The organism is Paenibacillus sp. FSL H7-0943, assembly GCF_037963265.1.
Classification (GTDB): domain Bacteria; phylum Bacillota; class Bacilli; order Paenibacillales; family Paenibacillaceae; genus Paenibacillus_AQ; species Paenibacillus_AQ odorifer.
The window spans coordinates 4,050,082-4,068,261 of record NZ_CP150148.1 but is presented as its reverse complement, the minus strand read 5'-3'; the positions used below and the strand labels follow the sequence as shown (position 1 = coordinate 4,068,261).

Below are 18,180 nucleotides of genomic sequence, written 5' to 3'. Positions count from 1 at the left end.
GAAGAAGCGGCAGAAATGCCGTTTTTTTTTGTGTTTTTTTAGCATGTTAAAAAAGCCGTGATCTAAGGATATCCCAAGATTACGGCTTGAATTTATTGAGTAGGGACTTGCAAAGAGGCCTTTTTAGAATTAATTATCTTTTTTAAAGAAGGTATGAATTAAATTGGAGACCGATCTATCATATAATATTTTAGCTGTTTCCTCATTTTGAATATGTCCCCCTAAATGCAGATGAATGACGCCATGCAATGACGCCCACACCAGGTTCACAACAAGCAGAGGGTCTTTTTCGTTAATAAATCCTTGTTCGATGGCTTCTGTAATAAGGGCTATCACTTGTTGTAGTGCCGTAAAGATAGCATGTAAGCTTTCCTCCTCCGGTTTGAATTCGCTAAAGGCTCCTCCGAACATAACCATATAATAGCTAGTATGATTCCGTGAGAAATCCCAATAAGCTTGTCCAAGCTCGCGAAGATATAAATTTAGATTGTCTTGTTTTGGAACCGCTTGAAAGGCAGCAGCCAACAATTTACACCCTTGCAGAAAAAGCTCCTTCGCTAAACCTTCCTTGTTTCCAAACAAGTTATAAATGATTTTTGTGGGACATTCCATTTTTTCAGCAACCTTACGGATGGTTACACCTTCGGGTCCAGATTCATGCATAATGGCCGCAGCGGCTTCGATAATGTTGAGTCTTAATGTTTCCGCATGCTGTTGTTTTGCTTTTGGGTAGGTTGTAACAGATTGTGCATCTATAGAAGATATTTTGGACGATTTTTGCATGTAGTTTCACTTCCTTAGAACTTTACTTTAGCTTTTTTTAGATAGCCGTTATTTCTAAACCTTATTTTACTGATGTAGAAGAGAAATAGCCAATAATTAAATGTGTAGAACTTTATTTGACAACGCAACTTCACTTGGATACAATGATTCTTATTGAAACACTGTTTCTAAATGGTCGTTAAAGGGAGAGAGGATAACAATGATTACAATTCAAAATAAATGGACGTTGATTACCGGCGCTTCTTCGGGTATAGGTGAAGCGTTTGCTCGAGAACTTGCAGCCAAAGGAAGTCACTTAATTTTAGTCGCCCGTTCTGAAGATAAACTGATTGCTTTAGCGGAAAAATTAAAACGAGAATTTCAAATTCAAGCGGAGGTTCTGGTTGCTGATTTATCTCAAGAAGGTTCCCCTGAAAGGCTCTATCAACAATGTGTAGAACGTGGCTTGAACGTTGATATTCTTATTAATAATGCAGGTTTTGCTACGCATGGGCTTTTTGAACAACTATCTGGTTCGAGACAACATGAAGAAGTGATGCTAAATGTTTTGGCGGTTGTAGATCTGACCCATTTGTTTTTGCCAGAGATGTTAAATAGAAAAAGTGGAGTGATCATAAACGTTGCATCAACAGCTGCATTTCAACCTCTCCCTAATATGGCTGTATATGGAGCGACAAAAGCTTTTGTATTATCATTTACTCAAGCGCTATGGGAGGAAAATCGGAAACGGGGCGTACAATTTCTTGCGTTATGTCCGGGGTCTACGGAAACAGAATTTTTTAATGTCGTGGGAGCCGATGAGGCTTCGGTAGGCAAACGAGACACTCCAGAAAATGTCGTTCAAGTGGCTCTTCGGTCGCTTCAGGCTAAAAAAGTATTTGCTGTCCCAGGATTTACAAACTATATTTCTGCTCAAATGTCACGTTTTTTCACACGTAAACAAATGCTTTATTTTGTTGGACGTATGCTCCGTACACGACATTAATAGGTCAACGTATTCAAGTTGGTGTATTCCTTAGCAATGATTAACTATTTCATTGATTATAAAAAAACAACAAAACAGCGGTTCTCCCCAATATGGGAGAACCGCTGTTTTGTGTTTTGACTTGCTGACTTTGACTCAGTTTCGCTTGGATTTACATCAACAAAATCAACATCAACATCAACATCAACAATCGACATCTAAATCTCAATCACACCGCCGACTCATAATCATCCACTGTGGTACGGACCCAGATGATGTTATTAGCATGTTTTTCGCAGTTCTAGCGTAGTTTCGGACTCCAGTGCAGCTATTCCCTAGAAGTGGGCTCGAATATGGTGATTTGTGCGCCAATAGGAGCATTGGTGGACCTCTGTCAAGAAAGTGGACAGTCACGCAACAGACATTCTAGTCAATTGCTCAGCAAAACGAACTGGAGAAAGATACCCCAGCGCGCCATGCATTCGCTTGCGGTTATAGTAAAACTCAATATATTGAAAAAGTGTCTGGTAGGCTTGCTCCTTAGTTTTGAATCGCGGATTACAATAAATGAGCTCCTTTTTCAAAATGCTGTGCCACGACTCGATACAGGCGTTATCATAACAGTTACCTCTGCGGCTCATGCTGGACTCCATGCCATACGCTTTCAACTGCTTCGTGTATTCATGAGAAGTATATTGAGAACCTCTATCGGAGTGATGTAATAGACCCTTTTCCGGTTGTTTAGCTTCGTAAGCATCTTGTAAAGCGCCCGAAATCAAGCTAGTTTCCATATGGTTCTCCAAACGCCACCCCACGATTTCGCGCGTGCAAAGGTCCATCACACTAGCCAGGTACAAGCGCCCTCCCCGGCAAGGAATGTACGTAATGTCGGTAACCCATACTGAATTGGGTTTGCGTATTTTAAATTGCTGGTTCAGCGTATTCGGGGCAATCGGATGGTCATGATTGGAGTCAGTGGTCTGTACCCGATACGTTTTGGAGACAATGGAGCGAAGTTTCATATGTCGCATGTACACACTCACCGTGCGTTCGGTAACGGTATAACCTTCTTGATGTAACAGGCGGGTGATCTTCGGACTCCCATACCGTTTTTGATGGTCTGTAAAATGATACTGAATTCGCTTCATTATCGCAGCCTTACGAAGCATATGCGTACTGGTTTTTTCTGTCCGCCACTTGTAGTACCCGCTCCGTGACACATGTAGGGTCATGCACATCTTCTCCAAGAGAAACTCGGAGCGATGTTTTTCAATAAACTGGAATCTCAGTTCCTTGGTTTGCTGAAGATGTGCACTGCTTTTTTTACGATCGCTAATTCCTCTTCCACATCGGCAATCTTGTTATCTTTTTCTTGAAGTTGACGGCTCATTTCTTTCAACTGTGCCTCGAGTTCCCGTACTCGATCCATGCTAGCCGCCGGTTCATTCTTTAGTTCTCGATACTGGCTCATCCATTGATGCAGGGTACTTTTTGGGATGTTGAGCTCTTCCGCCAAGTCGCCCACTGTCTTTGTTTGCTCTTGAATGAACTGCACTGTCTGTTTTTTAAATTCTTCGTTATACCGTTGTCGATGTTCTCCCATGTGAACACACCTCCGTGGACTCATTATCGCCAGTCTGTTAACTACTGTCCACTTTTTATTCTAGCTTCATGGGGTCCGATAGGATCAGAAAAGTGGGGAATTTCTGCGAATAAGGTCAACTGAGTCCGATAGTACCTCGTCCAGGGTAATTAACTAACTAATGTATTAAGGTTCAATAAAAAGGAAAACAAACCAGCGTTGGTTTGTTGCTTCAATAGATATTGGGGCAAGCAAGGCTAACGGACCCCAATGACACTATTAGCATGTTTTTCGCAGTTCTAGCGTAGTTTCGGACTCCAGTGCAGCTATTCCCTAGAAGTGGGCTCGAAAGTGGTGATTTGTGCGCCAATAGGTGCATTGGAGTCCGATAGGATCAGAAAAGTGGGGAATTTCTGCGAATAAGGTCAACTGAGTCCGATAGTAGCTCGTCCGCCAAAGTAAGGGGAAGTAAACACCTATGTTCTTGCAGTCAACCTTATTGTATTAAGGTTCAATAAAAAGGAAAACAAACCAGCGTTGGTTTGTTGCTTCAATAGATAATGGGGCAAGGAAGGCTAACGGACCCCAATGGCGTTATTAGTATGTTTTTCGCAGTTCCAGCGCAGTTTCGGACTCCAGTGCAGCTATTCCCTAGAAAGGGCCCTAAATATGATGTTTTGTGCGCCAATAGGAGCGTTGGAGTCCGATAGAACCTGAAAAGTAGTAAAATGCCTCGAATAACGCCAACTGAGTCCGATAGTACCTCATCCGCCAAACTAAGAGTAGGTAAACGTCACCGTATATGCAAACAGCCTACTAGTAAACACTATCGTCCTGCAAACAACCAATTGATGAACACTATCGACTTCGCAAACAGCCTACTAGTAAACACCATCGTCCTGCAAACAACCAATTGGCGAACACTATCGTCTATGCAAACAGCCTACTAGTAAACACCATCGTCCTGCAAACAACCAATTGGTGAACACCCCCGCCCTCGCAAACAGCCTACTAGTAAACACCATCGTCCCCGCAAACACTACTGGCCTGCACCTTCGTATACCTAACCCCGTATTGGAAGCTACGTCATGCGCAGACAGCAATTGTGATTTAATCAAGGAAGGATCGGTCCTCAAATTATGTTGGCCTATTTTCCCATTAACTACTTCATCTGTCGTAGTAATTATGTTATACTGCAACTACTACGACAGATGAAGTAATCATGGGGGGATATTTTTGATCAGCAGTGATGTTATACGCGGCTACAATGATACGATGATCCTATACATGCTGCTGGACGGGGAATCTTACGGGTACGAGATTTCCAAAAATATCAGGCAGTTAACGCAGGAGAAATATGTCATGAAGGAGACAACGTTATATTCTGCCTTCACCCGACTGGAGAAAAACGGATATATAGAATCCTTTTATCTGGATGAGAGTCTTGGTAAGCGGCGTACGTATTACCGGATCACCCCTTTGGGTCTCGCCTATTACCGAGAAAAATGTGAGGAATGGAAGGTTACACAGCAAGTTGTAAACCAATTTATCAAGGAGTGGTGATAGAGCATGGAGACGATCATAGTATATCTGGATAATATGTTTGCGGGTCTGCCAAAAACTCCGGAACTGGAACATCTGAAGCAAGAGCTGCTATCAGGGATGGAGGAGAAGTACCTGGAGCTGAAGCTTGCTGGCAAGTCGGAGAATGAGGCGATTGGTATCGTCATATCGGAATTCGGCAATATTGAAGAGCTGACAGCAGAGCTTGGCATCGATCCAGTTGCGCCAGAACAGGCTATTCCGGTGCTGACGGAAGAAGAGGTTTACGCTTATGCGGCGGCCAGACGAAGCGCTGGATTATGGACGGGGATCGGCGTTTTTCTCTGCGCATGCGGAGTGGCGTTTTTGATCACCCTGGATACAATATTTGAAAATAAGGCTGTTATGAGTGATAAAGGTTCGATGCTGGGGCTGGTCGGAATGTTCGTGCTGGTCGCTATCGCGGTCGGGATGTTTATACACAGCGGAATGAAGCTGGATCGCTTTAAGAGTCTGGAGCAAGGCTTTCAGCTGCCTTATGCTCTAAAAATGGCGCTTCAACGCAGCCAAAGTCTTTATGCTCCGACTTACCGTCTTTCTCTGATTACAGGAGTCTGCCTATGCGTGCTGTCGCCGGCTTTTATCTTTACCACTAGCTATGTCAACGATGACTATGCTCCCTATGGAGTCGCTGCTTTTCTGTTTATTGCAGCTGTGGCGGTGTTTTTGTTCATCTATTACGGGAATATCCAGGGTACTTATACGAAGTTGCTGGAGGAGCCGAATATCACTGCAGAGAAGCAGGAAGAGAACCGATTTGTTGGAGTTGTTGGGGCTGTATTATGGCCTTTGGCGACGGCGATTTTTCTGTTCACGGGTTTTGTCTATGGGCGCTGGGACGTAAATTGGGCAGTATTCCCAATTGCTGGAGTTCTATCCGGCATGTTAAGCAATGTTCATCATGTTCTGAAACGTAAAGATATCTCCTGATGGTGTTAACTGCACTTGTACATTCCTGAACTAGATAGATTATATGTAAGGTATTCTACCAGTTGATTTTACTGGAAGAATGCCTTTTTTTGTTGGATTTTAACAGGTGAGCTAAATGAGCCCTTTAATATTTTGACATTTAAATTTTAAGTACGGACTTGGACATATGTTGAGAGAAGGAGAATATGAATATACAACAATAATCTTGTTAAAGAGGCGACAATACATTAACTAGTTAGGAGAAATGATCGATGGAATTCGAACTGGGCAGCATTTTGAAACTAGTAAAACGTAGGCTGCTGTTCATTATTGTATTATGTATCGCTGCAGTCGGGCTCGCTGGTAGTGTTAGCTATTATGTTTTACAGCCGAAATACGAGGCGACAGCTTCTATACTTATTCAAGGGGACAGGCAGCAGAAAGCAATTAATGACATTATGGCCGGACAAAAGCTGGTAACCACTTACGGGGAGATCATTCGAAGCAGCAGGATAGCGGAAGAGGTTGTCAGAAAGCTGCAGCTAAAAATGACAGCGGAAGAGTTGCTCAAAAATGTGAAGACAAGAACCAATAGTGAATCACTCGTAACAACGGTAATTGTGACCAATTCAAAAGCTCAACGGGCAACAGATATTGCGAATGGCTTTGGAGAAGCCTTTAATGCGAATATTCAATCGATTATGGGAGTGGAGAATGTTGTATTTCTCGACCGTGCCAAGGTTCCTTCTGATCCTGTCTCACCTAAGCCGGTCTTTAATATGGCTGTTGCCTTCGGATTGGCGCTGATTACCGGGATCGCAATCTCTATCCTCCGGGAATTGATGGAGAAACCCGTGAGAAGTGCCAAAGATATTCAGCTTGATTTGCAGCTTCCGCTTCTGGGAACCGTGGGCAAATTGAAGCCACGTAAACAGCGGAATAAAGCGAAAACCAAATCAGCAGAAGGAGCCACAAGTTATGAAGAAGAGAACGCCAAAATTATATTGCCTGGAACAACCGAAGTCATCTAGCGGAGATCAATTCCGAAGCATACGCTCCAATATTCGTTATACCCGCGTTGGTGGAGAGATCCGCTCTTTATTAGTCACAAGCTCGCTTCCGGATGAAGGAAAATCAACGGTAGCGATAAATCTGGCGATTGCCATGGCGGAAGCTGGTAAGACAGTTCTTCTCATTGATGGGGATCTACGTACGCCAACGGTGCATAAGGCATTTGATCTGCCTAATTGGATCGGACTTAGCAGTATCTTAGTGGATCATACCCGCTTAGAGGATTGCATTATTTCGATTGAGGATGCAGAAGGTTTGTCAGTATTGACCTCTGGTCCGATTTCACCAAATCCCGCTGAATTATTAGGCTCTGAAGGAATGAAGCGATTGTTTGCAGAGCTGAGCGTGCGTTTTGATACGATTGTCATCGACTCATCCTCTGTATTAATGCCATTTTCGGATGCCCTTATTTTGGCAACGATGACTGAGGGGGTATTGCTAGTTGTGAAATCCGGAAAAGTGCTCTTAAAGCACACGAGTTCTGCCAAGCACTTGCTAGAGCAGCAGGGAGCACATTTGCTGGGAGCCGTATTGAATTATCGGAAAAAGAGCAGGCGTTCCAAGATTCGTGGTGAAGATTTTGCCGAGTGGGCCTCTTCTTCAGGAATGGTCTGACGTCTATGTCATTTGCTTCTCTTCGTTATTTGCTCGGGAATATCACTTACGCTGGTGCTCAGTTTGTGATTGTGATCCTGCTGAATAAATTCGGGTCATCGGCAATCGTGGGGCAATATTCGCTAGGGCTTGCAGTTACTGCTCCGATCTTTATGCTGTCGCATCTACATCTTCGTTCCGTATTAATCGTTGATTCATCGGGGAAATACAGTTTTGGAGACTTTCTGGGCTTACGGCTGATAACAACCGCCCTTGCGTTTACGATTACCGCAGGTTTTTGCATAATGAGTGGTTTGGATTGGAATACAGCATTGGTTATTTTCTTCATCGGTCTGTATAGAATCGTTGAATCAATCAGTGATATTTTATTAGGCATCGTTCAAAAGGAGGAGAGATTAGATCAAATCTCAATCTCCAGAATGGCAAAAGGGTTATTCTCCATTCTAATCTTCATCCTCGTATTTATCCCTACACAGAGCCTTATTCTTGCCTTGTTAGTCATGATTATCGGATGGTTAGCGATAACGATTGGATATGATGCTCGTAAAGCGAGAATATACACTTCTCTCAGGCCACTCTTCAACAAAAGAAGCCTATGGAGTTTACTGATCGTCAGTTCACCGCTAGGCGTGGTGTTGGCGTTGATGTCGTTAAATACGAATATCCCATTATACGCGATTTCCTATTTTAAAGGGGAGCATGACTTAGGTATTTATGCTTCACTCTCATATATGATTGTTGCCTGTAATGTTGTCGTCACCGCACTTGGTGAAGCCATAACACCACGTCTTGCCAGGTGGCATTCAGCCGGGAGACACAAGGAGTTTGTCACTTTACTCAGCCGAATGATAGCGATGGGTTTGGGTTTTAGTGCGGTCGCTTGTTTGATAGGGTGGTTGTTTGGACACAAGCTGTTAACCTTATTATTCAGTTCAGACGTGGCAGGAGAGTTAGGGTTGTTTCATTGGCTGCTGGCGTCCACCATGCTGGTATTTATTTCATCCTACCTGTGGTACGCCATAACGGCTACCGGAAGGTACAAAGCCCAGATTCCATTGTTTCTGTGCACAGCATTCACTAATGGCTTATGTTGTCTGATCTTCGTACCTCATTACGGGGTAGTAGGTGCTGCGATGGGAGCTAGTTCGTCGTTATTTGTACAGATGATTGGCAGTGTAGTTGTGCTGTATCGTGTCATCGGAAAGGTAAGAAATCGGGAACAGTCGGAAGCGGCAGCATAAGTTCTTTGTTTTATAGGAAAGTAGGAAAGTAGGAAAGTAGGAACTTGTATGACATCTGTATCTGTTGTAGGGAAGCCCTACACCATGCACAATTTATTTCTGTTTGCGGTCATGGGGTATATCATATGCCTTCCGGCACAGATTGATTTTGGTGGAGCCTTCCGTATCGCCCCGTCGGATCTCTTCTTAATGTTAGGTTTGTTTGCCGCTGGATTCCATCTCAAATTGGACCGGAGGATATTCAGTTCATGGCATTGGGGCATGCTGTTCATTTTTGTTCTAGCTTCCTTTGTATCCATTTGGCGCAACGGCTTCATAACCCAATACGCCTTATTGCAAAAAGATATTGGATTCATACTCCTTTTGTTGACCTACATCATGCTTGTGCAAGCCGTAGATAGCTGGGAACGGTTATATAAGATGCTCCGATTTTTTCTGACCAGTGTGCTGCTCTTAAATGGTGTTGCCCTATTTGCTTTTTTCAGCGGAGTAAAGGTTCCGTTCATGGTGCAAGACGGGCGGTTGTCCGGCATGTTAATTGATCCCAATGCATACGGGGGATTGCTGGTGACGGCTTTTGCCATTCATATCATGACGAGTGGGGAGAAGATAAAGCTGCTGCGGGGATGGGTCAGCATATTAGCGACGATAAGCTTAGCCGGGGGCATTATGATGACTTTCTCGCGCTCGTCATGGATTGGTCTCTTCCTTGTATTACTTACACTTTTGATTACCAAACCTTCCAGACTGATCAAGATCGGAATGGGGTTTGGTGTGGCTTTTATAGCTCTGCTGCTGTATAAAGGCACCGCTTATCTAAATGTGCTGGAGTCTATGTCCAGCAGACCTTCCCAGATCCAGTCGCGTCTTGACATCATTGACAAAGCGGTGGATTGGATCGCACAAAGTCCATTATTAGGCATTGGGCTTGGTTCCTATAATTACGAACTGCGCATTATTATCCACAACACGCCAATATGGTTTTTGACTGAATTCGGCTTATTGGGCTTGATTGTATATGGCGGATTTATGATTTGGTTCTTCATTGTGGGTATCCGTTCTTATCGTGCAGCAGATCCCATTCATAGGCCAATTATTATGGCATTGCTGTTGTCCCATGCGGCGATGATTGGTTTATCGATGGGTATTGAGGCGTTATTCCAGCGGTATTGGTGGTTCATGATGGCGATGAACGGAGCTTGCATCCGGTTAACAGACAAAAACCTGAAAGGAGAGATGCCCTATCGAACCCAACACGTTGAACGGTCAACTGGGCGCAAGCTTCGACAACGAGCAGAGCAACCTCAATAAAAGCTCAAGTAAGGACATCGGGAGTATTCCAGCTGAGGGTGGCTTACAAGCAAAGGTTGCTTTTGTAGCCTCCATATATGGGCATTTCGAGAGTTTTCATTTACCTTACATGGTGTTATTGCTGCAAAAAGGGTGTGAAGTCCATGCTTACGCTCAGCCGGGCGAAGCCAGACAGCGCTTGGAACAGCGGGGAATTGTATGTCACGACGTATCTATACAACGAAGTCCTTTACAGTTGAAGAATTGGACGGCTCTGCGGATCTTAACGAAAAGCTTCCAAGCGGAAAAATTTCAGTTCGTCCATGTACATACACCAGTGGCTTCGATTCTCGGACGGATTGCAGCCCATAGAGCAGGTGTCCCTAGCGTATTGTATACAGCTCATGGTTTTCATTTTTTTAAAGGTGCTCCTTTTCTGAACTGGATGCTTTATTATCCGTTGGAGTATTTGATGGCACGTTGGACGGATGTACTGATCACCATTAATAGTGAAGATTATGAGCGTGCTCAGAAATTCCCTGTGCGAAAAAAAGTAACTTATGTGAGCGGAGTCGGGCTTGATCTTCAGGTATACGGTAGCGGTGAGGGGGATAATGAAATTGCAAAAATGATGGGGGAAAGTCGTCACCAGCTATTTGATTTACCTAAGAGTGACAATGATAATCCTTCATTCGTTGTTCTCTGCGTCGCTGAGTTAAATGCTAACAAGAACCAAAAACAGTTGATCGAAGCACTACATCATTTGGGTGATCAAGCAAGAGATATTCATCTAGCATTCGCAGGTACAGGTCCTTTCGAGCAAACCCTTATAGAACTTGCTACTCGGTTAAAGGTTAGGGATCAAGTGCATTTTCTGGGGTTCAGAAGAGATATACCGGATTTGCTACAAGCGTGTGATGTTGCGGCACTTGTGTCCTATCGTGAGGGGTTACCCCGGGCGATTATGGAGGCGATGGCAGCAGGCAAACCCGTGATCGGCACTCATATTCGGGGCATTCGCGATTTGATTGAGCATGAGTCAACGGGCATGTTGGTTCCAGTGGATGATATTGCCGCTACGGCAAAAGCACTGGTTCAACTGCGAGCGGACGCAGCTTTGACCGCAGCAATGGGTAAGGCGAACAAGGACAGGATTATTCGCTATGGATTGCCAGCGGTGCTTCGTGAAATGGACTCGATTTATATAGAAGCGCTGAAAGAACCAGGGATAAAGCCATTTCCGTCTGAAGTACAAACGGGTCTGACAGCAGATAGATAATTCATTCTCGCATATACGACAACAAACGAATAAACGAATAAACGAATAATTAGTTAATTAGGGAGAAAGAAGTGATGAAAATGCGGATCGTACGTTTAGTCATGTTGGATGCGGGAATTATAGCGGCTTCAGTGTGGCTTGTGTTTTTACTTCGGTTTGATTTTCAAATCCCTGAGCAGTACATGTGGATGCTTCCGTGGGCGATACTCATTCACATTATGGTGTACGCAGCGTTCTCATTTGGATTCAAGGTGTATAACAATATTTGGCGATACACCGGTATAGGTGAGTTATTGCAGCTGCTAAAAGTGAGTGCTTTAACACTTTGCGGAGTGGTTGCTGTCAATGTATCTGCGCATGTATTCGTCCCTTCCTATCGATTGCCGATTTCGATTTATTTTGCAGCGGGTTACGTATTTCTCGGCATTGCCGGCTTACGTTTAGTTAACCGCCTCATCAACGATAGATTCGAAACACTGGGAATAAAGGGTTCATCCGAAGGCAATCTGCTAATCGTTGGGGCGGGAAAAGCAGGCATCCTCGTTACCAAAGATATCAAGCATTCAAGATTTAAATTCATGAACCCAGTTGCCTTCATAGATGATGATATCTCAAAGCGCAAGCTGGAGCTTATGGGGTTGCCGATTGTCGGTAACCGTAACTTCATTCCCCAGGCAGTCGAGCAGCTGGATATTTCGTTCATTATCATCGCTTTGCCTACGGCTCCTCAAAAGGAATTACTGGAGATCATCGAAATCTGCAAATCTACCAAAGCTCAGATCAAGTTAATGCCTAGTATGACCGATATTTTGGACGGGAAAATGGCCATTAACATGATCCGTGAAGTATCCGTAAATGATTTGCTGGGGAGAAGCCCCGTAGAAATTAATACGGAAGAGATTCGTGAGAATTTGGGAAGCGAGTGTATTCTCATCACGGGTGCAGGCGGTTCAATTGGTTCGGAATTATGCCGGCAATTGGCTGCGTATCGTCCGAAGGAAATGCTGCTTTTGGGGCATGGAGAAAATAGCATTTATCTTATTGAACAAGAGTTGCGGCAGTTATATCCCGATCAGATCATTCATCCCATTATAGCGGACATTCAGGATGTATCGCGGATCGATAACGTTTTTCAAAAGTTCCGCCCCTCCATTGTGTATCATGCCGCTGCTCACAAGCATGTTCCTCTTATGGAGATGAATCCAGTAGAGGCAGTTAAAAATAATGTGATCGGCACAAGGAATGTAGCGGAAGCGAGTGCTAAATATGGCGCTAAACGGTTCATCCTCATCTCATCGGATAAGGCGGTTAATCCTACCAGTGTTATGGGGGCCACGAAACGAGCCGCGGAAATGATCATTAATGATCAGAATTCCTTAAGTAAGACGGTTTTTGCCGCTGTACGTTTTGGTAATGTGCTGGGCAGTCGGGGCAGTGTCATTCCGTTATTCAAAAGACAAATCGAAAACGGCGGCCCGGTGACGGTTACACATATGGATATGGTGCGTTACTTCATGACGATACCCGAAGCGGTACAGTTGGTTATTCAAGCAAGTGTGCTGGCACAAGGGGGAGAAGTGTTTGTGCTGGATATGGGTAAGCCAGTTCGTATATACGATCTAGCGAGGGATTTAATCCGCTTGTCGGGTCTCGAGCCTGACAAAGATATTCCCATTGTAGTCACTGGCATTCGTCCTGGAGAAAAATTGTTTGAGGAGCTTTTGACTGAAGAAGAAGGATTATTGGTCACTAACAACTACCGTATTATGATTAGCCGCCCGCAAAGTGTCTCCAGATCTGAACTGAATTTGGTGTTGGGGGTTCTGGAGAACTTGTGCAAACGGTATGAACTGATGCCAAGCAGTCATCAGATCAAAAAACTGCTAAAGCAGCTAATTCCAAGCTATTCGGGCTTTCAGGAAGAACCGCAGGTGGGCACACATGATCTTGAACGCATTAAATCCGAAGTTCATGCGGGAATCTGACCTATGAAGTCGACTAAGCATTCATGGATGACAAGATTATGGGGCAAGCGCGACAAGGCAATTACAGGTAAACGTTCACGCATGCGGCGGGTGGGACGATACAGCCTGATTGTTATTCTTGTTGTGGTTGTAGTTGGGGGGATCTGGATTGGAGGGATATTGAATCCAGAGCATCGTTTTAATAAGGCGATTCTTAACCCTTTGACGATCCCTAGCTCTAATGTGGTTACGGACAATGAAACGATGGTGCAATCGCTCAGCACACCAGCCCCACAAGCTCAAACGGATGAGCTTACCCTTACAACTTCTACACAGACTCCAACTGCGGTGACATCTCCAACAGACAAGAAAAGCTCATCCTTTAATGTAGTGCTAATTGGAACAGACACTTGGGGCGGAGAAAGCTCGCGGGCAGATACGATCATGGTTGCCCATGTGATGCCGGATCAACGGAAGGTGAATATCGTATCTGTGCCGCGGGACACGCGGGTTTATGTGCAGAACGTCGGTTATACCAAGATCAATCATGCACATATCGTTGGTGAAACAAAGGGTGGGAATCAGCAGGGTACGCTGACACTGATTCAAGCCGTTAGTGATTTTATGAATATTCCTATTCATTACTACATCAAGACGAACTTCTCCGGTGTTCGTGATTTCATCGATTCGATCGGCGGGATCGATATGCTGATTGATCAGGATGTGACCATCACTCCGGAGATCACCATCAAGAAAGGTGAGCAGCATCTGGATGGTGCCCACACGCTTTATTTAGCAAGGGAGCGCTACTCGACTCCGGAGGGTGACTTTAGCCGCCAACGGGAGCAATTCAATATCGTTCGGGCTGTAGCCAAAAAGCTATTAAGTCCGGAGCATATTCCTGATTTAGCTGGACTGCTACTGCGTGAAAAGAAAGACATTATTGATACGAGTTTTAGTGACAGTGATTTGATGAGCTTAGCTTGGCTATTCAAGGGAATGGATTCCGCGGATTTTGCTTACGAACAGATTCCTGGCCATAACAGCTCTGCTCTAGATCCGCTCGTCCGAACCAAAGTGTATTATTGGAGTGCAAATCCGGAAGAGGTAAAGTCACTTACAGAACGTCTTTTTACGGAATAAGAGAAAGGCGGGGGAAAGACTACCATGTATCGCCATATGAAGCGGGGCTTCGATTTGGTGGGAGCGATCGTTATGTTAGGTGTGTTTAGTCCGGTCATGGCTGTGGTGGCGTTGCTGCTTCGGATAAAGCTGGGAAGTCCTATTTTGTTCAAGCAGCAGCGGCCGGGAATGGGAGAAAGACCCTTCTACATCTACAAGTTCCGAACCATGGCTGAAATGTATGATGCGCAGGGCCAGCCGTTATCGGATGCTCGGCGTTATATCAAATTCGGCGGATTGATTCGAAAGCTGAGTCTGGATGAGCTCCCGCAATTAGTAAATGTTGTGAAGGGAGAAATGAGTCTGATCGGACCAAGACCTTTGCTCATCCGTTACAGCCCGCATTACTCTGAACGGGAGCGGCTGCGATTTACTGTAAGACCCGGAATAACGGGATTGGCGCAGGTATCTGGACGTAATACTTCGGAGTGGAAACAGCGGCTCTCCTATGACGTTACCTATGTTGAGAAGCTAAGCTTTAGATTAGATGCGTTGATCTTATGCAAAACTGTGCTGAAGGTGATCCGCCAAGATGACGTTGTGGCCAATCCGGGTGAGCATAGTCTGCCGCTCGATGAGTACAGAATGAACCAAAAGGAGGGGTCGGCATGAATTTGCGGTTTAGTCCGCTTCAGGAAGATGATATTCACCTTGCATGCCGGCTCTTACAGAGCAACTTGCCAGAGTCGGTCTACAATCAAACCATATTCGCCTGTGGCGGTTATCCCGAATATTTGAAAGCAGCATGTAAATGCGGAAGCCATTCAGCAACACTGCTGATTGGTGCCTATTCTGAAGAGCTTCTTATTGGATTCGCTGAATGGCGAAGAATGGAGCAGATGCTGGTTCTGAATAACTTGAATGTGGACGCAGCTTATCGAAAAGATGGCATCGGCGGCAAGCTTATGGCGTACGGGGAGACATTAGCCCAAAAGGATGGCATTTCGAAGCTGGCACTTGATGTATTTTCGTGGAATGAGCAAGCTCATGCTTGGTATTTGCGGCTTGGTTTTGCAGAGGAAGGCCGGACTTACTGGTATGTAAGAGATTTGGCTCCATCGATTGATAGGGATAGAGAAGCATTGGCGTACATCATAGATGATTATCCGATGGCAGAGGCACATCATCAAAAGTATGGATTCTCTTCTCTTAAGATTAGAACGAAGGAAGAGACTTCAGTTGTGGGCCGGTTAGGTGAACAGTATTATCGTATCCAACTGCAAAGTGGAGGGTGGAGTGGCTGCAATCTTTTGACAGACGTATTAATGGATTTAGACCGGGAGAAAAGGCTGCTGTTGCTTTCTTCAGATGCTTATTTGCGTGAGCGAGACCCCGGGCTAATCTTAAGCACTGAAAGTATACGTATGATCAAACTATTGGAGAATCAAGAGGTGTTGTATGAGTAACTTCATCGTGTTAGGCAGCTCTAGTTCAGCGGAATGGGATGCCTATTTGAACCAGCTAGAGACGAAGGATATCTATTTCTCCTCAGCGTTTTTTCGGCTGTTTGAGGATGGAGAGCATCAGCAGGCAGAGCTGTTTGTTTTTAAGCAGGGAGATCAGCTCATAGTTTATCCTTACTTACTTCGCTCCATAAGCCATCTTCCTGCCGTAATCCAACTGGGGCTTGAAGGCGATTGGTACGACATTAGTACACCCTATGGATACGGGGGACCGATATCGAATCTCCCTCCGGGAGCCGAACGAAGTGAGCTGTACCGGCAATTCAGTGAAACGTTCACGGATTACTGTAGAGAGAAAAAGATCATGACCGAGTTTGTAAGATTTCATCCCTTGATTGGCAACGCTACGGAATATCAAAGTGGTCTGACCACCGAATGGAATAGGAATACAATTTATATTGATTTGACTGTGGGTTCGGAGTCAGAGCTCATCCGGCATTATGGCAGCAATCATAAACGGAATATTCATAAATTAAAGTCCGCACCCTTTACGATTCGAAATTCGAATCTGAAGGATCGTATTGAGTCCTTCAGTGAATTGTATTACGGAACACTAAACGATTTACAGGCGGATTCTTTTTATTATTTTCCCAAAAAATTTATAGAAGATACTAGTCATCTACTTGAGGGGAGAGTAGAGCTATTCGAAGCTATGGATGGGGAGAAAACGGTGGCGACCAGCATCGTGTTACATGAACGACCGTGGATGCATTATCACCTATGTGGTTGGGATCGCGCCTATCTGCAGTGGTCACCTACCAAATTGCTAATACACGCAGCAGCCAAGTGGGGGATGGAAAATGGCTTTGAATGTTTTCATCTTGGCGGGGGATATAAGGGGAATGACGACTTATTTCAATTCAAGCATAGATTCGCGACACAACTGGAACCCCTTGACTATTACTTAGGTAAACGAATCTTTTTCCCAGAGTTGTATGAGCGGATCATATCCTTTTGTGACACCAGAATATCAGGAAATTACTTTCCGCTCTATCGGCATCCAGATCTCGATATGATATGTATTCCATCTGAAGAAATCGGTCCAAATGGAGAAAGGAGCTTCGCATGAGCATTCGTCAAACGAGCATTCTGCCACGAATCTTGTTATCCCCGCCGCATATTAGTGGACGTGAGCAGGTCTACATGGAGGAGGCGATACACTCTGGTTGGATTGCTCCTATTGGTCCGCAAGTTGATGCGTTCGAGCGGGAGATGGCCGCCTACACAGGATCAAAGGGTGCACTAGCGTTAAGCTCTGGCACGGCGGCGATTCATCTCGCACTTCGTCTAGCCGGTGTCACACAAGGAGATTACGTGATCTGTTCAACGCTCACGTTCGTTGCTAGCGCCAATCCTATTTTATATTTGGGGGCCACCCCCGTATTTGTCGATTCAGAGCCTGAGACCTGGAACATGTGTCCGCTAGCTTTTCAGCGGGCCTGCCAAGCTTTGAATGACAAAGGACTGCTGCCAAAAGCGGCTGTTGTCGTCAATTTATACGGACAAAGCGCAGACATGGAGCCCATTGTAGAAATAGCGGACCGATATGGAATTACCTTGATTGAAGATGCTGCCGAATCACTAGGTGCTTTCTATCAAGGCAAGGCCAGCGGAACCTGGGGCCGATTCGGAATCTATTCTTTCAACGGAAATAAGATTATTACGACGTCAGGTGGGGGCATGCTCGTATCCGACGATACCGAAGCCTTAGATCAAGCGCGCTTCTGGTCTACGCAAGCCCGAGACACTGCCCCTCATTATCAACATTCCGAAATGGGATACAACTATCGGTTAAGCAACCTGTTGGCAGCCATAGGACGCGGTCAATTAGAACTGCTTGACGAGCGGGTTGAACGGCGCAGATCTATTGGCCGGCGATATAGGGAACGGTTAGGTTCCATACCGGGTCTTCATTTTATGCCGGAAGCGCGCAATTGTCGCAGCACGCACTGGTTGAGTGCGCTGACCATCGATGAAGAAGTGGCGGGGTTCTCTTCACAACAACTCCTGTCATGTCTGGAACAGCACAATATCGAAGCTAGACCTGTATGGAAACCGCTGCATTTACAACCCTTGTTCGAGAGCAATTACTACTATCCTTACAGTGAGGAATACAGTGTATCGGATAAATTATTTTCAACAGGTGTCTGCCTGCCTTCTGGAAGCTCTTTATCAGATGATGATTTGGAACGTGTCGTTTATGCGATAGAGACATGTAACCAATACCGTTGATTC

17 protein-coding genes are annotated in these 18,180 nt (G+C 45.0%); 14 read left to right on the top strand and 3 right to left on the bottom strand.

The features are described from left to right. Positions 1 to 129 precede the first annotated feature (129 nt). A complete protein-coding gene (locus tag NSQ55_RS17725; protein WP_076182436.1) occupies positions 130 to 783 on the bottom strand; it encodes a TetR/AcrR family transcriptional regulator in 654 nt (217 codons plus the stop codon). A 199-nt stretch (positions 784 to 982) separates the two neighbouring features. Between NSQ55_RS17725 and NSQ55_RS17720 the strand changes: the two genes are divergently transcribed. Beyond that, a complete protein-coding gene (locus NSQ55_RS17720; protein WP_076304439.1) occupies positions 983 to 1,768 on the top strand; it encodes an SDR family oxidoreductase in 786 nt (261 codons plus the stop codon). Positions 1,769 to 2,157: 389 nt separating this feature from the next. On the opposite strand, the gene NSQ55_RS17715 is transcribed toward NSQ55_RS17720, so the two are convergent. Both NSQ55_RS17715 and NSQ55_RS17710 read right to left on the bottom strand, forming a co-directional pair. Beyond that, positions 2,158 to 3,021: an IS3 family transposase gene (locus NSQ55_RS17715; protein ID WP_256715985.1), complete on the bottom strand. Its 864-nt coding sequence runs from the start codon at positions 3,019 to 3,021 to the stop codon at positions 2,158 to 2,160. An 11-nt stretch (positions 3,022 to 3,032) separates the two neighbouring features. Next, on the bottom strand, positions 3,033 to 3,350 hold the full coding sequence (locus NSQ55_RS17710) for a transposase (protein WP_076301905.1): 318 nt from the start codon (positions 3,348 to 3,350) through the stop codon (positions 3,033 to 3,035). A gap of 1,215 nt (positions 3,351 to 4,565) precedes the next feature. Between NSQ55_RS17710 and NSQ55_RS17705 the strand changes: the two genes are divergently transcribed. The 13 genes from NSQ55_RS17705 (at position 4,566) to NSQ55_RS17645 (ending at position 18,177) form a co-directional block, all read left to right on the top strand. Then, positions 4,566 to 4,892 (top strand): PadR family transcriptional regulator, encoded by a 327-nt coding sequence (locus NSQ55_RS17705; RefSeq protein WP_076129753.1) that lies wholly within the window; start codon positions 4,566 to 4,568, stop codon positions 4,890 to 4,892. 6 nt (positions 4,893 to 4,898) lie between these two features. After that, positions 4,899 to 5,861, top strand: coding sequence for a permease prefix domain 1-containing protein (locus NSQ55_RS17700; RefSeq protein ID WP_076129752.1), 963 nt, complete (start codon positions 4,899 to 4,901; stop codon positions 5,859 to 5,861). 251 nt (positions 5,862 to 6,112) lie between these two features. After that, positions 6,113 to 6,871, top strand: coding sequence for a Wzz/FepE/Etk N-terminal domain-containing protein (locus NSQ55_RS17695; RefSeq protein WP_339168319.1), 759 nt, complete (start codon positions 6,113 to 6,115; stop codon positions 6,869 to 6,871). After that, positions 6,819 to 7,526 carry a CpsD/CapB family tyrosine-protein kinase gene (locus tag NSQ55_RS17690; protein WP_076182420.1) on the top strand — a complete coding sequence of 236 codons (708 nt, stop codon included), beginning with the start codon at positions 6,819 to 6,821 and terminating at the stop codon, positions 7,524 to 7,526. Before NSQ55_RS17695 ends, NSQ55_RS17690 begins: the two co-directional genes overlap by 53 nt. 5 nt (positions 7,527 to 7,531) lie before the next feature. Then, positions 7,532 to 8,767, top strand: coding sequence for an oligosaccharide flippase family protein (locus NSQ55_RS17685; RefSeq protein ID WP_076281651.1), 1,236 nt, complete (start codon positions 7,532 to 7,534; stop codon positions 8,765 to 8,767). 84 nt (positions 8,768 to 8,851) lie between these two features. After that, complete coding sequence (locus NSQ55_RS17680) at positions 8,852 to 10,078, top strand: O-antigen ligase family protein (protein WP_339168316.1); 1,227 nt, start codon at positions 8,852 to 8,854, stop codon at positions 10,076 to 10,078. Beyond that, positions 10,026 to 11,336, top strand: coding sequence for a glycosyltransferase family 4 protein (locus NSQ55_RS17675; protein ID WP_339168314.1), 1,311 nt, complete (start codon positions 10,026 to 10,028; stop codon positions 11,334 to 11,336). Before NSQ55_RS17680 ends, NSQ55_RS17675 begins: the two co-directional genes overlap by 53 nt. Before the next feature lie 74 nt (positions 11,337 to 11,410). Continuing rightward, a complete protein-coding gene (locus NSQ55_RS17670) occupies positions 11,411 to 13,321 on the top strand; it encodes a nucleoside-diphosphate sugar epimerase/dehydratase (protein WP_076182408.1) in 1,911 nt (636 codons plus the stop codon). 3 nt (positions 13,322 to 13,324) lie between these two features. Then, positions 13,325 to 14,443: an LCP family protein gene (locus NSQ55_RS17665; RefSeq protein WP_254847679.1), complete on the top strand. Its 1,119-nt coding sequence runs from the start codon at positions 13,325 to 13,327 to the stop codon at positions 14,441 to 14,443. Positions 14,444 to 14,467: 24 nt separating this feature from the next. Then, positions 14,468 to 15,094, top strand: a complete 627-nt coding sequence (locus NSQ55_RS17660; protein WP_076129746.1) for a sugar transferase — start codon at positions 14,468 to 14,470, stop codon at positions 15,092 to 15,094. After that, on the top strand, positions 15,091 to 15,888 hold the full coding sequence (locus NSQ55_RS17655) for a GNAT family N-acetyltransferase (protein WP_076214686.1): 798 nt from the start codon (positions 15,091 to 15,093) through the stop codon (positions 15,886 to 15,888). Before NSQ55_RS17660 ends, NSQ55_RS17655 begins: the two co-directional genes overlap by 4 nt. After that, on the top strand, positions 15,881 to 17,014 hold the full coding sequence (locus NSQ55_RS17650; RefSeq protein WP_076182393.1) for a GNAT family N-acetyltransferase: 1,134 nt from the start codon (positions 15,881 to 15,883) through the stop codon (positions 17,012 to 17,014). Before NSQ55_RS17655 ends, NSQ55_RS17650 begins: the two co-directional genes overlap by 8 nt. Next, the gene (locus tag NSQ55_RS17645) at positions 17,011 to 18,177 is read left to right on the top strand and encodes a DegT/DnrJ/EryC1/StrS family aminotransferase (RefSeq protein ID WP_339168310.1); all 1,167 of its coding nucleotides are present in this window, start codon (positions 17,011 to 17,013) and stop codon (positions 18,175 to 18,177) included. The genes NSQ55_RS17650 and NSQ55_RS17645 overlap by 4 nt, the downstream gene beginning before the upstream one ends. Positions 18,178 to 18,180: the final 3 nt, after the last annotated feature.